The sequence below is a fragment of the Pseudomonas sp. 1 R 17 genome, assembly GCF_900067035.1.
Taxonomy (GTDB): Bacteria; Pseudomonadota; Gammaproteobacteria; order Pseudomonadales; family Pseudomonadaceae; genus Aquipseudomonas; species Aquipseudomonas marginalis.
Map to the genome: position 1 here is coordinate 500,872 of NZ_FKLB01000069.1, position 15,087 is coordinate 515,958.

Annotated in this window: 13 protein-coding genes and 1 other RNA gene; all 14 read right to left on the bottom strand. The window is 61.9% G+C overall.

Features of this window, described 5'->3' with window-relative positions; translation table 11 throughout:
* Positions 1-2: 2 nt before the first annotated feature.
* Entirely contained in the window at positions 3-959 is a 957-nt protein-coding gene (locus BFP99_RS31210; RefSeq protein ID WP_065949001.1) for a D-alanine--D-alanine ligase, read from the bottom strand.
* Positions 956-2,404, bottom strand: a complete 1,449-nt coding sequence (gene murC, locus BFP99_RS31215) for a UDP-N-acetylmuramate--L-alanine ligase (protein ID WP_027604760.1) — start codon at positions 2,402-2,404, stop codon at positions 956-958. The genes BFP99_RS31210 and murC overlap by 4 nt, the downstream gene beginning before the upstream one ends.
* Complete coding sequence (gene murG / locus BFP99_RS31220; protein WP_065949002.1) at positions 2,397-3,467, bottom strand: undecaprenyldiphospho-muramoylpentapeptide beta-N-acetylglucosaminyltransferase; 1,071 nt, start codon at positions 3,465-3,467, stop codon at positions 2,397-2,399. Before murG ends, murC begins: the two co-directional genes overlap by 8 nt.
* Positions 3,457-4,680, bottom strand: coding sequence for a putative lipid II flippase FtsW (gene ftsW / locus BFP99_RS31225; protein WP_065924256.1), 1,224 nt, complete (start codon positions 4,678-4,680; stop codon positions 3,457-3,459). The genes murG and ftsW overlap by 11 nt, the downstream gene beginning before the upstream one ends.
* Entirely contained in the window at positions 4,677-6,023 is a 1,347-nt protein-coding gene (gene murD, locus BFP99_RS31230; protein ID WP_065924257.1) for a UDP-N-acetylmuramoyl-L-alanine--D-glutamate ligase, read from the bottom strand. The genes ftsW and murD overlap by 4 nt, the downstream gene beginning before the upstream one ends.
* A gap of 6 nt (positions 6,024-6,029) precedes the next feature.
* Positions 6,030-7,112 (bottom strand): phospho-N-acetylmuramoyl-pentapeptide-transferase, encoded by a 1,083-nt coding sequence (mraY, locus tag BFP99_RS31235; RefSeq protein WP_003171875.1) that lies wholly within the window; start codon positions 7,110-7,112, stop codon positions 6,030-6,032.
* Positions 7,112-8,482 (bottom strand): UDP-N-acetylmuramoyl-tripeptide--D-alanyl-D-alanine ligase, encoded by a 1,371-nt coding sequence (murF, locus tag BFP99_RS31240; RefSeq protein ID WP_065924258.1) that lies wholly within the window; start codon positions 8,480-8,482, stop codon positions 7,112-7,114. Before murF ends, mraY begins: the two co-directional genes overlap by 1 nt.
* Positions 8,475-9,938, bottom strand: a complete 1,464-nt coding sequence (locus BFP99_RS31245) for a UDP-N-acetylmuramoyl-L-alanyl-D-glutamate--2,6-diaminopimelate ligase (protein ID WP_065949003.1) — start codon at positions 9,936-9,938, stop codon at positions 8,475-8,477. Before BFP99_RS31245 ends, murF begins: the two co-directional genes overlap by 8 nt.
* The gene (locus BFP99_RS31250) at positions 9,938-11,680 is read right to left on the bottom strand and encodes a peptidoglycan D,D-transpeptidase FtsI family protein (RefSeq protein WP_162844256.1); all 1,743 of its coding nucleotides are present in this window, start codon (positions 11,678-11,680) and stop codon (positions 9,938-9,940) included. Before BFP99_RS31250 ends, BFP99_RS31245 begins: the two co-directional genes overlap by 1 nt.
* Positions 11,680-11,973 (bottom strand): cell division protein FtsL, encoded by a 294-nt coding sequence (gene ftsL, locus BFP99_RS31255; protein WP_003216203.1) that lies wholly within the window; start codon positions 11,971-11,973, stop codon positions 11,680-11,682. The genes BFP99_RS31250 and ftsL overlap by 1 nt, the downstream gene beginning before the upstream one ends.
* Positions 11,970-12,917, bottom strand: a complete 948-nt coding sequence (rsmH, locus tag BFP99_RS31260; RefSeq protein ID WP_010213048.1) for a 16S rRNA (cytosine(1402)-N(4))-methyltransferase RsmH — start codon at positions 12,915-12,917, stop codon at positions 11,970-11,972. Before rsmH ends, ftsL begins: the two co-directional genes overlap by 4 nt.
* A complete protein-coding gene (gene mraZ, locus BFP99_RS31265; protein WP_003171868.1) occupies positions 12,914-13,369 on the bottom strand; it encodes a division/cell wall cluster transcriptional repressor MraZ in 456 nt (151 codons plus the stop codon). Before mraZ ends, rsmH begins: the two co-directional genes overlap by 4 nt.
* Before the next feature lie 354 nt (positions 13,370-13,723).
* Positions 13,724-14,077: RNase P RNA component class A (gene rnpB, locus BFP99_RS31270), an RNA gene on the bottom strand.
* 96 nt (positions 14,078-14,173) lie between these two features.
* A complete protein-coding gene (gene rsmI / locus BFP99_RS31275) occupies positions 14,174-15,046 on the bottom strand; it encodes a 16S rRNA (cytidine(1402)-2'-O)-methyltransferase (protein WP_027604767.1) in 873 nt (290 codons plus the stop codon).
* Positions 15,047-15,087: the final 41 nt, after the last annotated feature.

Genomic DNA, 15,087 nt, shown 5'->3' on the forward strand with positions numbered 1-15,087 from the left:
CCTTAGCCTCTTGGCTCGATGCTAGCGGCCAGAATCGCCAGCACCAATTGCTGGAAATCCAGGCCGGCTGCGCGAGCGGCCATCGGTACCAGGCTGTGGTCGGTCATGCCCGGTGCGGTGTTGACTTCCAGGAACCAGAAATTCCCTTGGTCATCCTGCATCACGTCTGCCCGTGCCCAACCGGCAATACCCAACGCCTCACAGGCTTTCGCCGTGAGGTCCATCAATTCCTGTTCTTTGGTTGCGTCAAGGCCGCACGGGATCCGGTACTGGGTATCGGAGGCCAGGTACTTGGCGTCGTAGTCGTAAAAGGTGTGGGGCGTGCCCAATGCGATGGGCGGCAATACCTGGCCACGCAGGGTGGCGATGGTGTACTCGGGACCCTGGATCCACTGTTCCACCAACACTTGCGAATCGTAGGTACTTGCCGCTTTCCATGCGTCGATCAATTCGGCGGCCGAGTTCACTTTAGCCATGCCGATACTGGAGCCTTCATGGGCAGGTTTGACGATCAAAGGCAGGCCCAGTTCCTTGGCTGCAGAAATACAATCGTCTTCGCTGCACAGAACGCTGTGACGCGGGGTGGGAATACCCAGGCTGTGCCACACCTGCTTGGTGCGCAACTTGTCCATGGCCAGTGCCGAAGCGAGGATGCCGCTGCCGGTGTAAGGGATACCGGCACACTCCAACAGGCCCTGCATGCTGCCGTCTTCACCGCCACGGCCGTGCAGGATGATGAAGGCACGGTCGATCTTCTCGGCCTGCAGGCGGGCGAGGAAGTCATCGCCCACGTCGATCCCGAACGCATTCACGCCGGCACTTTGCAGCGCTTCGAGCACGGCGTTGCCGGACTTGAGCGACACTTCGCGCTCGGCGCTCTTGCCGCCGAACAGCACGGCCACGCGGCCGAAGTCGGCTGGCGTGATGGTGGAGAACAGGGAGCCGTAGTCAGCGGTCATTTCGACGCCCCCTTCTTGGCGGCCGCAAACAGCGGGCTCGCCAGCAACTTAGGCGCAAGGCCGCCGATATCACCGGCGCCCTGGCACAGCAGGATATCGCCGGCACGCAGCAGCGGCTTGACGATCGGCGCCAGGTCCACACCGCGCTCGATGTAGATAGGGTCCAACTGGCCGCGCTGGCGGATGCTGTTGCACAGCTTGCGGCTGTCGGCGCCCGGGATCGGTTCTTCACCGGCCGGGTAGACCTCCATCAACAGCAGCACGTTGGCATCGGCCAGCACATTGACGAAATCGTCGTACAAATCGCGGGTGCGGCTGTAGCGGTGCGGCTGGTAGACCATCACCAGGCGACGCTCCGGCCAGCCACCGCGCACGGCCTTGATCACCGCGGCAACTTCGGTCGGGTGGTGACCATAGTCATCCACCAGCATCACGTCACCGCCTTCCACCGGCAGTTGGCCGTAGACCTGGAAGCGTCGGCCGACACCGGCAAAGCGCGACAGGCCCTCGACGATGGCTTCATCGCTGACGCCCTCGTCGGAGGCGATGCAGATGGTCGCCAGGGAATTCAATACGTTGTGGTTGCCCGGCATGTTCACCGACACATCCAGCGGCTCGCGGTCGGGACGCAGCACGGTGAAGTAGGTCTGCATGCCTTCCTGGCGCACATTGATCGCGCGCACGTCGGCGTCTTCGCTGAAGCCGTAGGTCACGGTCGGACGCTTGACCTGGGGCAGGATTTCACGCACCACCGGGTCGTCCAGGCAGAGCACGGCCAGACCGTAGAACGGCAGGTTGTGCAGGAACTCGACGAAGGTTTTTTTCAACTTGTTGAAGTCACCGTCGTAGGTGGCCATGTGATCTTCGTCGATGTTGGTGACCACAGCGACCAGCGGTTGCAGGTGCAGGAAACTGGCGTCGCTTTCATCGGCTTCGGCGATCAGGTAGCGGCTGGTACCAAGCTGGGCATTGGTACCGGCTGCATTAAGGCGGCCACCGATGACGAAGGTCGGGTCCAGGCCACCGGCGGCGAACACCGAGGCGATCAGGCTGGTGGTGGTGGTCTTGCCATGGGTACCGGCGACGGCGATGCCGTGGCGATAGCGCATCAGCTCGGCGAGCATCTCGGCGCGTGGCACCACGGGAATGCGGCGCTCAAGAGCAGTGGCCACTTCCGGGTTGGAGGTGTTCACGGCGCTGGACACCACCAGCACGTCAGCCTCGGCAGCGTTCTCGGCGCGGTGACCGATAAAGATCTGCGCGCCAAACGACTTCAGGCGCTCGGTGACCGGCGACTCTTTCAAATCCGAGCCGGACACCTGGTAGCCCAGGTTCAGCAACACTTCGGCGATGCCGCACATGCCCACGCCGCCGATACCGACGAAGTGGATGCGACGGATGCGGCGCATTTCCGGTTGTGGCATGGCTTTCTGATTCTCAACCATGGGCCACCTCCAGGCAGATATCGACCACGGTGCGGGTTGCGTCAGGTTTGGCCAGGCGGCTTGCGGTGCTCGCCATGTTGTTGAGTCGTTCCGGTTGCATCAAAACCTCGGTCAGGCGTGCGGCCAAATCGGCGGCGCCAGTCGTTCTTTGCGGCAGCAGGAAGGCAGCGCCCTCCCCGGCCAAATATTCGGCGTTGCGGGTCTGGTGATCGTCGATGGCGTGGGGCAAGGGCACCAGCAAGGACGGCAGACCGGCAGCAGCCAGTTCACTGACGGTCAACGCACCCGCGCGACAGACCACCAGGTCGGCCCAGCCATAGGCATGGGCCATGTCTTTGATAAAGGGCTGCACATTGGCCGCCACACCGGCGTCGCGATAACGCGTGGCGGTGACTTCATCGTGGTTCTTGCCGGCCTGGTGGAAGATCTCCGGGCGCAATTCCACAGGGAGTTGCGCCACGGCTTCCGGCAGCAATTTATTCAGCGGCTCGGCCCCCAGGCTTCCGCCCAGGATCAGCAGGTGCGCCTTGCGCCCTGCGAGTGCTTCGCGGGCGATATCCATAAACAGCTCGGTGCGCACCGGGTTGCCGGTGGTACGGCGCTTATCCGACACACTGAAGGTGTTGGGGAACGCCTCGCACACCCGTGCAGCCAACGGCACCAGCAGACGGTTGGCGGTACCGGCCACGGCGTTCTGCTCGTGCACGATCACCGGCACGCCGGCAAGCCTGGCGGCGACGCCACCGGGGCCGGTCACATAACCACCGAAGCCGAGCACACACACCGGCTGCAATTCACGGATGACCTTGCGCGCCTGCCACACCGCCTTGAGCAACACGAACGGTGCCTTGAGCAGGGACAACTTGCCCTTGCCGCGCAGGCCCGTGACGTTGATCAGGTGCAACGGCAAGCCCGCATTCGGCACCAACTCGTTTTCGATGCCGCGCGGTGTACCCAGCCAGTGCACGGTGTAGCCACGGTTCTGGAATTCCCGGGCGCACGCCAGGGCCGGGAACACATGGCCCCCGGTGCCGCCGGCCATGATCAGCACGTTAGCGCCCATGGGTCGGCTCCTCGGCGAAGTCGCTTTCGCTGAACTCCATCTCTTCGCTGCCCAGGTGGGTTCGACTCTCCCACTCGATACGCAGCAACAAGCCAAGACAGGCGCAGCAGATCACCAACGAACTGCCGCCGTAACTGAGGAACGGCAAGGTCAGGCCCTTGGTCGGCAGCAGGCCGACGTTCACCCCGATGTTGATCAGGAACTGGCCGATCCACAGGAACGACAAGCCGTAGGCCACATAGGCGGCGAAATACTGTTTGGCCTTCTCGGCCCACAGGCCGATGTACATGCCGCGTACACACACGAACACGAACAGCGCGACGGTGCACAGCGAGCCGACCACGCCGAGTTCTTCGGCGAGTACGGAGAACACGAAGTCGGTGTGCGCTTCCGGCAGGTAGAACTGCTTCTGCACGCTGTTGCCCAGGCCCACGCCCAACCATTCGCCGCGACCGAAGGCGATCAAGGCCTGGGTCAATTGGTAGCCGGAACCGAACTGGTCGGACCAGGGGTCGGTAAAGGTGATCAAACGCGCCATCCGGTACGGTTGCGCCTGTACCAGGATGGTCACCGCAGCCACTGCCAGCACCACCATCAAGCTGAAGCGGAACAAGCCCACGCCGCCGAGGAACAGCATCGCCGCCGCCGCGCCCATCATCACCACGGTGGCGCCGAAGTCAGGCTCCATCAGCAACAGGCCGGCCATGGGCAGCAGCACGATGAATGGCTTGAAGAAGCCCATCCAGCTTTCGCGCACTTCCTTCTGGCGACGCACCAGGTAACCGGCCAGGTAGATCACCACGAACACCTTGGCGATTTCCGACGGCTGCACGTTGAACGCACCGAAGCCAATCCAGCGCATCGAGCCGTTCACCTCGCGGCCAATGCCGGGCAGGATCACCATGATCAGCAAGCCGAACGCGCCGATCAGCATCAGCCAGCCCAGGCGCTGCCAGGTAGCGATGGGAATCATCATGGTGACGATGCACGCGCCCAGGCCGATGATCAGGTAGACCAGGTGACGGATCATCATGTACAGGGTATTGCCCGATTGCACGGCGGCCACTTCGGAAGAAGCCGAGGTGATCATCACCAGGCCCAGGCCCAGCAGCGCGAGGCAACCGGCGAGCATCGGGAAATCAAGGTCGATGCCGCGCCCGGTAATGATCGGCGACGGGTACGGCTTGATGATGTTTCTGAAGTCAATGCTCATGCCAAGCCCTCCACGGTGCGGGCGAACAACTGGCCGCGCTCTTCGTAGTTCTTGAACATGTCGAAACTGGCGCACGCCGGCGACAGCAGCACCGCATCGCCTGGCTGGGCCAGGGCTTTGCATTGGGTAATGGCGTCGTCCAGGGAGGTGGCGCGCACCTGTGGCACGGCATCGCCCAGCGCGGCGGCGATCAAATCGGCGTCGCGGCCCATCAACACCACGGCGCGGCAATGGGCAGCCACCGGTGCCTTGAGGTCCTTGAAATCGGCACCCTTGCCGTCGCCACCGGCGATCAGCACCAGTTTGCCTTCGATATCGGCGCCCAGGCCTTCGATGGCGGCCAATGCGGCCCCCACGTTGGTGGCCTTGGAGTCGTTGTAATAGCTGACGCCGTCCAGGTCGCGAACCCACTGACAGCGATGCTCAAGGCCGCCGAAGGTGCGCAGGCTCGACAGCATGGCGTCGAACGGCAAGCCCACGGCGTGCCCCAACGCCAATGCGGCCAAGGCGTTGGATTGGTTATGGGCGCCACGGATTTTCAGCTCGCGCACCGGCATCAGGTTCTGGAATTCGAAGGCCAGGTACTTCTCGCCGTTCTCTTCACGAATGCCGAAGGCCTTGAAGTCGGGTTTGCCCAGGCCGAAGGTCCAGCACGGCATGCCCTCGCCCATCAGCGGACGGCTCAGCGCATCCTGGCGATTGACCACAAATTGCTTGGCGCCGCGGAAGATCCGGTGCTTGGCCAGGTGGTACGCCGGCAGGCCGCTGTAACGGTCCATGTGGTCTTCGCTGACGTTCAACACGGTGGCCACTTCAGCACCCAGGTCGTGGGTGGTTTCCAGCTGGAAGCTCGACAGTTCCATCACGTACAGCTCGACGTCGTCGCTGAGCAGGTCCAGCGCCGGCGTGCCGAGGTTACCGCCCACGGCCACGCGCTTGCCGGCCGCCATCGCCATCTCGCCGACCAGGGTGGTCACGGTGCTTTTCGCGTTGGAACCGCTGATGGCCACGATCGGCGCCTTCGCATTGCGTGCAAACAGGTCGATGTCGCCGGACAGCTTCACGCCACGGGCCGCTGCGGCTTGCAGGGCCGGTGTCGCCAGGGCCAGGCCGGGGCTCACGTAGAGCTCATCGGCGCGGCACAGAAACTCAACATCCAGCTCGCCACAACGCACTTCCACGTGCGGGTAGTCACGGCGCAGCGTGACCAGCTCCGGTGGATTTTCCCGCGTATCGGCCACGGCAAACGACGTGCCCCGGTTCGCCAGGAAGCGAACCAGGGACATGCCGCTCTTGCCGAGGCCGACAACGATGCGGAAGTGGTCTGAAGCGATCAGGGACACTCGTTTCTACCTCAGTTTCAGGGTGGCAAGGCCGACCAGGACCAGAATCACGGTGATGATCCAGAAACGGACAATCACACGCGGCTCAGGCCAGCCCTTGAGTTCAAAGTGGTGGTGAATCGGCGCCATGCGGAACACGCGGCGCCCGGTCAACTTGAAGGACGCCACCTGGATGACCACCGACAGGGTTTCCATCACGAACACGCCGCCCATGATGAACAACACGATTTCCTGGCGAACGATCACCGCGATGGTGCCCAGGGCCGCGCCCAGCGCCAGTGCGCCGACGTCGCCCATGAAGACTTGTGCGGGGTAGGTGTTGAACCACAGGAACCCCAGGCCGGCACCGATCAAGGCGCCGCAGAACACGATCAGCTCACCCGCGCCCGGTACGTAGGGGATCAGCAGGTATTCAGCGAATTTCACGTTACCCGACAGGTAGCAGAAGATACCCAGCGCGCCGCCTACCATCACCGTCGGCATGATCGCCAGGCCGTCGAGGCCGTCGGTCAGGTTCACCGCGTTGCTGGAGCCGACGATCACGAAGTAGGTCAGCACCACGAAGCCGATGCCCAACGGGATGCTGGCGTCCTTGAGCATCGGGATGATCAAGGTGGTTTCCACTGCGCTTGGCGCCGTGGTGTAGAGGAAGATCGCGGCGGCAAGGCCGAACACCGACTGCCAGAAATACTTCCAGCGGCTTGGCAGCCCCTTGGAGTTTTTCTCGATCACCTTGCGGTAGTCATCGACCCAGCCGATGGCGCCGAACAGCAAGGTCACCAGCAGCACCACCCATACGTAGCGGTTGTGCAGGTCGGCCCACAGCAAGGTGCTGATACCGATGGACGACAGGATCAGCGCACCGCCCATGGTCGGGGTGCCGGACTTGGACAGGTGCGACTGCGGGCCGTCATTACGAACCGATTGACCAATTTGCAGGTTCTGCAGGGTGCGGATCATCCACGGCCCTAAAAACAGCGACAAAGACAGCGCGGTCAGCACACCCAGGATCCCGCGCAGGGTCAGGTACTGAAAGACCGCGAAGCCTTTGTGGAACTGTTGCAGATACTCAGCCAGCAGCAGCAGCATTAATGTTTCTCCGTACTTGAGCCACACAAGGCCGCGACGACGTTTTCCATCACCGCGCTGCGCGATCCCTTGATCAAAATGGTTGTGTGTTTGTCTTGTTCTGCCACGCCCAGTGCCTGGATCAACTCGGCCTGGGTGGCGAAATGGCGCGCACCGGGGCCGAAGGCAGCCACGGCATGGGCCATGTTCGGGCCGACCGCATAGAGCGCGTCGGCCTTGCCGATGGCGTAGGCGCCGACTTCACGATGGGACTGTTCGGCCCAGTCGCCCAGTTCGGCGATATCGCCCAGCACCAGCACCTTGCGACCGTCAAAGCCTTTGAGCAGATCAATGGCAGCGCACACCGAGGACTGGTTGGCATTGTAGGTGTCATCAATCACGCGCATGCCGTTTGTCGCCAACTGCGCCACGGTACGGCCCTTGACCGGCTGCACCGCGCCCAGGCCCGTGGCGATACCGAACAGCGACACGCCCAAGGCGCCAGCCGCAGCCGCAGCAGCCAGGGCATTGGCGACGTTATGGTTGCCGAGCAAATTCAGTTGCACGTGCTCGCTACCTTGCGGGGTATGCAACGTGAAGGACGGGCAGCCACGGGCATCGACGGTGATGTCGGAGGCATGGAAATCAGCTGCGGCGTTAAGCACGGCAAACGTCAGGACCTTGCGACCGGCGGCGCGTAGACGCCAGGTCTCGAAGGCCTTGTCGTCCAGGTTCAAGACTGCGGTGCCCGATGCATCAAGGCCCTCAAGGATTTCACCCTTGGCCTCGACGATTTTTTCCGGGCCACCGAACTCGCCGACGTGGGCCGTACCGGCGTTATTGATAATGGCGACGTGGGGCTTGGTCAGCGCCACGGTGTAGGCGATTTCGCCGATGCGCGATGCACCCAGTTCGATCACCGCCGCGGTGTGTTCCGGGGCGAGTTCGAGCAGGGTCAGCGGAGCGCCGAAATCATTGTTCAGGTTGCCACGGGTGGCCAGCACGGGGCCGCGCGTACGCAGGATACCGGCGAGCAGTTCCTTGACCGTGGTCTTGCCGCTGGAGCCGGTGATGGCGGCAACGGGCTTATCGAAAGCGGCACGGTTCAGCGCCCCCAATTGGCCGAGGGCCAGGCGGGTGTCGGCGACCAGCAGTTGCGGCAAGGTGGAATCAGCCACTTCGCGCTGCACCAAGGCACCTGCGGCGCCTTTGGCGGCGACTTCGTTCAGGTAGTCGTGACCGTCGAAACGCGGACCGGCCAGGGCGACAAACAGTTGCCCCGGCTGGATCGCACGGCTGTCGATGCTCACACCCCTGAAGCTGCAATCGCTCGACAGTACGCGTGCCGACAAGGCCTGGGTCAGTTCGCTGAACGTCATCGCCTTAAGCATGGGCGACCTCCCAGGCGGTCAAGGCATGATCGGCCTCGACCAGATCGGAGAAGGCATGACGCTCGCCGTTGATTTCCTGGTAATCCTCGTGCCCCTTACCAGCCAGCACAACCACGTCGTCAGCGCTGGCGCTGGCGATCAACTGGGCGATTGCCGCGCCGCGACCGGCGACGAAGGTGGCCTTGGATGCGTCTTTGAAGCCGGTGCGAATGTCATCGAAAATCCGGCTCGGGTCTTCGCTGCGCGGGTTGTCGTCGGTGACGAGCACACCATCGGCCAGGCGTTCGACGATCTCGGCCATCAACGGCCGCTTGCCGCGATCACGATCACCGCCACAGCCGAACAGGCAGAGCAACTTGCCCTTGGCGTGAGGGCGCAAGGCTTCGAGGACTTTTTCCAGCGCATCCGGGGTATGGGCGTAGTCAACCACCACCAGCGGCTGCGTACCGCCACCCAGGCGCTGCATGCGACCGGCCGGGCCTTCGAGCTTCGGCAGCACCTTGAGAATCTCGTCCAGTGCGTAATCCAGGCCGAGCAGCGCGCCGATGGCGGCAAGTACATTACTCAGGTTGAAACGCCCGAGCAGGGTGCTGCGCAAGTGGTGCTCGCCCTGAGGCGTGACCAGCGTGGCGCGCACGCCTTCGTCATTGAATTGGGCTTCGCGGCAATACAGGTACGCGCTGGCGTCTTCCAGGCTGTAGGTGATCAGGCGCGCTTCGCTGTCTTGGGCCGCCAGTTGGCGACCAAAAGCGTCGTCCAGGTTGATCACCCGGCACTTGAGGTCATTCCAGGCAAACAGCTTGGCCTTGGCGGCGGCGTACGCCTCCATGGTGCCGTGATAATCCAGGTGATCGCGGGACAGGTTGGTCATCACTGCCACATCAAAGGCCAGGGCGGTAACGCGGCCCTGGTCCAGACCGTGGGACGACACTTCCATGGCAATCGCCTTGGCACCGGCCTTTTTCAGGTCGGCCAGGGTCGCTTGCACGGCGATGGGGTTCGGCGTGGTGTGCAGGCCGCTTTGCAGCGCGCCATAAAAACCGGTACCCAGGGTGCCGACAATGCCGCAGTGCTGGCCCAGCAGGTCAAGGGCCTGGGCGACCAATTGGGTCACGCTGGTCTTGCCGTTGGTACCCGTGACGCCCACCAGATTGAGGTGGCGGCTCGGATCGCCGTAAAAACGCCCGGCAATATCGGACAGTTGCTTGGCCAGTCCCTTGACCGGGATCAGCGGCACGTCGGTGATCGGCAGCACCGTGGCGCCTTCGACTTCATAGGCCACGGCAGCCGCGCCGCGCTGCAGCGCGTCGGCGATGTGCGCACGGCCATCGTACTTGCCGCCCGGCACCGCCAGGAACAGGTCGCCAGCGCGCACGTTACGGCTGTCCAGGGTCAACTCGCGAATCAGCAGATCGCGGCCGGCGTGGGCAAAAATCTTGTTCAGGCTAAGAGACATCAGCCGCGCCCTCCATTGGCTTTTACTGCAGCGGCCGGTGGTCCGGCATTCGCTTGTTGGGTCGGCGGCAGGTTATCCGGGGTGATGTTCATCAGGCGCAGGGTGCCGGACATTACTTTGCTGAACACCGGTGCCGATACCAGGCCACCGAAGTAACCGGCCTTGCTCGGCTCATCGATCACAACGACGATGGCGTAGCGCGGATCGCTCATCGGGCCGAAGCCGGCGAACAGCGAGCGGTAGGAGTTTTCGGCGTAGCCCTTGGTGCCCACCGACGTCTTACGCGCGGTACCGGACTTGCCCGCCACGTGATACGCCGGCACCTGGGCACGGAATACGCCGCGCGGTGCTTCGATCACTTGTTGCAGCATGCCCTGCATGGTCTTGGCGACGTTTTCCGGGATCACCTGGGTGGCTTTCGGCGCTTCATCGACGTGGATCAGGCTCAACGGCACCATGCGTCCGTTATTGGCCAGCACGGAGAAGGCATGGGCCAGCTGGATGGCGGTCACCGACAGGCCGTAGCCGTAGGAAAGCGTGGCGGTCTCGGCTTTTTTCCAGTCGCGGTAGTTGGGCAGGTTGCCGACGCGCTCACCCGGGAAATCCAGGCCGGTGGGTTGCCCCAGGCCGATCTTCTGCGCCAGGTGGTAGATGGTTTCACCACCGATATCGAAGGCGACCTTACTCATGCCCACGTTACTGGAGTTGATCAGGATACCTGTCAAATCCAGCACCGGGCCTTCAGTACGGGACACGTCACGAATGGTGTATTTGCCCAGTTGCAACGTACCCGGATACACCTCGACCTTGTCGCTGGGTTTCCAGCGTCCGGTTTCCAGGGCGGCACTCATGGAGATGGCTTTCATGGTCGAGCCCGGCTCGAACACGTCGATCATCGCGCGGTTACGCATCATCGCCGGTTGCAGGTTGCGTCGGTTGTTCGGGTTGTAGGTCGGTTGGTTGACCATGGCGAGGATCTCGCCGGTCTTCACGTCCATGATCACCAGGCTGCCGGCCTTGGCACCGTTCTCGATGATCGCGTTACGCAGCTCACGGTTGGCCAAATATTGCAGGCGCAGGTCAATCGACAACGCCAAGGGCTTTCCGGCCTTGGCGTTTTTAGTGACTTGGACATCCTTGATCAACCTGCCGCGCCGATCCTTGATGACCTGTCGTTTTCCCGGTACCCCGGCCAGCCATTCATCGTAGGCGAGTTCCACACCTTCACGACCATGATCATCAATGTCGGTAAAGCCGACCATATGGGCAGTGGTTTCACCGGCAGGGTAGAAACGACGGAACTCCTCGATGCCGTAGACACCAGGGACTTTAAGGTCGAGCACCTGCTGGCCTTGTTCGGGGGTAAGGCCGCGAACGAGGTAGATAAATTCTTTATTTGCCTGGGCCTCGAGGCGCTCAGCCAAGGCTTTCGGATCCTGGCCCAGGGCGGCAGCCAGTTGCGGCCACTTGTCCTTGGCAACCTGCAATTCCTTGGCGTTGGCCCACAGGGTGGTCACCGGCGTACTCACCGCCAACGGCTCGCCGTTACGGTCAGTGATCAGGCCACGGTGCGCAGGGATCTGGATATGACGCAGGCTACGGGCATCGCCCTGGCCGATCAGGAAGTCACGGTCGACCACTTGCAGGTCGATGATCCGCCAGGCAATCGCACCCACCATCAATGCCAGCAAGCCGAGCATCAGGCGGAAGCGCCATGGGTAGAGTGCGCCTTCAAGCTTCATCATGGCGCCACCATGCGCACTTCGGCCGCGCCCGGGATGTGCATTTTCAGCTGTTCGGTGGCCAGCACTTCGATACGGCTATGGGCCGTCCAGGTGCTTTGCTCGAGGATCAACCGCCCCCACTCCGCCTGCGCCTTGTCACGCACGCTCAATTCCCCATAGAGGGTATTGAGCAGTTGGCGGTTGTAATGGGCGCTGTAGGACACCGCAATTGCGGACACCAGCACGCCGACAAACAGCAGCAACATAAAGAAGCTGCCGCCCGGGAGGGGCTTGGCGAAAAGCTTGCTCACCGCAGCTTCTCCGCGACGCGCATGACGGCGCTACGGGAACGTGGGTTGGCCTTGAGTTCGGCTTCGGAAGCGAACTGCGCTTTGCCATGGATTTTGATTTTCGGCACAAAGGCTTCGAAACGTACCGGCAGGTTGCGCGGCAGGTTGTCGGACTCGCCCTTGACCAGGCGGCGCATGAACAGCTTGACGATGCGGTCTTCCAGGGAGTGGAAACTGATCACCACCAGGCGACCGCCTACTTCCAGCGCCTCGAGGGCAGCCTCGAGGCCAGCCTCCAGGTCGCCCAATTCGTTGTTGACGTGGATACGCAGGCCCTGGAACGCGCGGGTCGCCGGGTTCTTGCCCTTTTCCCACGCGGGGTTGGCGACTTTCAGCACTTCGGCCAGGTCGGCGGTGCGCTCGAACGGCTGGATTTCGCGACGCTCCACCACGGCACGGGCCATGCGGCCGGCGAAGCGCTCTTCACCGTATTCCTTGAACACACGGGCGATTTCTTCCACCGGCGCAGTGGCAATGAACTGCGCGGCACTGACACCACGGGTAGGGTCCATGCGCATGTCGAGGGGGCCGTCGTTCATGAAGCTGAAGCCGCGCTCCGGGTCATCGAGCTGCGGCGAAGACACGCCCAGGTCGAGCAAAACCCCGGCCACCTTGCCCGCCATGCCGCGCTCGGCGACTTCGGCACCGAGCTCGGCAAAGCTGCGCTGCACAACGACAAAGCGGCCGTCTTCGGCCGCTAGCGCTTGCCCGGTGGCAATCGCTTGGGGGTCTTTGTCGAACCCGAGGAGCTTGCCGTCGGGCCCGAGCTGGCTGAGGATCAACCGGCTATGCCCGCCCCTGCCAAAGGTACCGTCCAGATAGCAGCCATCCGCGCGTACGGCGAGAGCCTCAACGGCTTCGTCAAGCAGTACGGTGATGTGGTTAAAGCCGCTATCAATAGTCACAGGATCAAATCACGCAGTTCATCAGGCATGGCGCCCGGTTGTTGAATAGCAGCCAGGTCAGCTGCAGAAACAGCATCCCAGGCATCTTCGTCCCACAATTGGAACTTGTTCAGTTGGCCGACCAGCATTGCGCGCTTATCCAGCTTGGCGTACTCGCGCAAACGCGGGGGCACCAGGAAACGACCGCTGCCATCGAGCTCGAGGTCGACGGCATTACCAATCAGCAAACGCTGCAGACGGCGGTTTTCTTCACGCAATGAAGGCAAGGCGCGCAACTTGGTCTCAATCAACTCCCACTCATCGAGGGGGTAAACACATAAACAAGGGTCAACGGCATCGATTGTGATGATCAACTGTCCGGAACTTCGCGAAATCAGCTCGTCACGATACCGGCTCGGCATGGCGAGACGGCCTTTTGCATCGAGACTGATAGCGTTAGCTCCGCGAAACACAGATGCGTTTCTCCAAATTTTAGCGTTTTACGTTCAAAAAACCCACTTTGTGCCACTTTCCGCCACTTGCGCACACTATAGGAATGCGCCCACCACACCGTCAAGGCGCGGATTCAAGGAAAAGCCTTACAGATCGGAGATTTAGGAGCGTAAAAGGAGGAGAAACCAGAGTTCGGCGGTGTTTTTGGCTCGACAAGCACAAATAGCTCAAAGAGCTACAGATCAAAGTTAAAGTAATTTGTTAAGAGTAAGATTTTTTTGGTATTACGAAGATGCATCTGCCAATGATTTGGCAGGGAGGGATTCTTGCGTTACTACCGGTTTTTTGCCCGAGACTCGGGCAAAAGGAAAAAGGTGGAGAGTCGATCTGTAAGCCGGGTTCTGTCTTGAACAGTCATTCGTCTACGATGGCCATCACTGGACATCTTTAGCAACCTACCCGGTCCCAGCGCGGGCCACGCCTTGGGACCCTATTTGGTCTTGCTCCAAGTGGGGTTTACCTAGCCACGAACTGTTGCCAGTCGTGCGGTGCGCTCTTACCGCACCTTTTCACCCTTACCGGCACCGAAGTGCTTAGGCGGTTATTTTCTGTGGCACTTTCCGTAGGCTCACGCCTCCCAGGCATTACCTGGCACTTCGCCCTATGGAGCCCGGACTTTCCTCCCCCCCCTAATTTTCATAGAGGGCAGCGACTGTCCAATCGACTCTCCGCCGCGCAGGTTAACGGCACGACGGCCTCAGGACAAGTATTAAAAGTGCAGCATTGCCATCACGTTCGGACGGAATACCGGTTTACCCCCGGAACTATTCGGCTTTCTGTTTATCCAGCGCGACTTGATACAACACATTCTTGCGTACCCCGGTGATTTCCGCCGCCAACGCCGCAGCGCGCTTGAGGGGCATCTCCTTGAGCAGCAGGTCGAGGATACGCATGGCCTCGCTGCCGACGGCCTCTTCATTTTCCGGCGCGGTCCAGCCCGCCACCAACACCACACACTCGCCGCGCTGCTGATTACTGTCGCCCTCGACGAACGCGCGCAGCGCTTCCAGCGGCAGGCCCTTGAGGGTTTCGAAGGTTTTGGTCAGCTCACGGGCCAGCAGGGCCAGGCGCTCGCCGCCGAACACCAGCTCCATATCCTGCAGGCATTCAAGAATACGATGAGGCGCTTCGTAGAAGATCAGCGTGCGCGGCTCCTCTTTCAATGCCTGTAGACGCGCACGACGCCCCACGGCCTTGGCCGGCAGGAAACCTTCGAAAATAAAACGGTCCGACGGCAGGCCTGCCGCCGACAATGCAGCGATCAGCGCGCACGCTCCAGGAACAGGCACTACATTGATACCTGCGGCACGCGCCTGGCGGACCAGATGGTACCCAGGGTCGGAGATCAGCGGCGTACCCGCGTCCGAGATCAGCGCCACATCGTCGCCCGCCAACAACCGCACGATAAAGCGACTGCCTTCTTCGCGCTCGTTATGCTCGTGACAAGCCGCCAATGGCGTGCTGATACCAAAATGCTGCATCAAACGCTGGGAGTGTCGAGTGTCTTCCGCCGCAATCAATTTAACCTCGCGCAACACTTTCAGCGCCCGGGCACTGATGTCGTCCAGATTGCCAATGGGCGTCGCCACGACAAAAAGCGAGCCTGCCGTGGAATTCAAAGGACCTGGAGCAGTCAAAGCGCACACCTCGATGGTTGGCAAAAGCCATATTGTAGCGC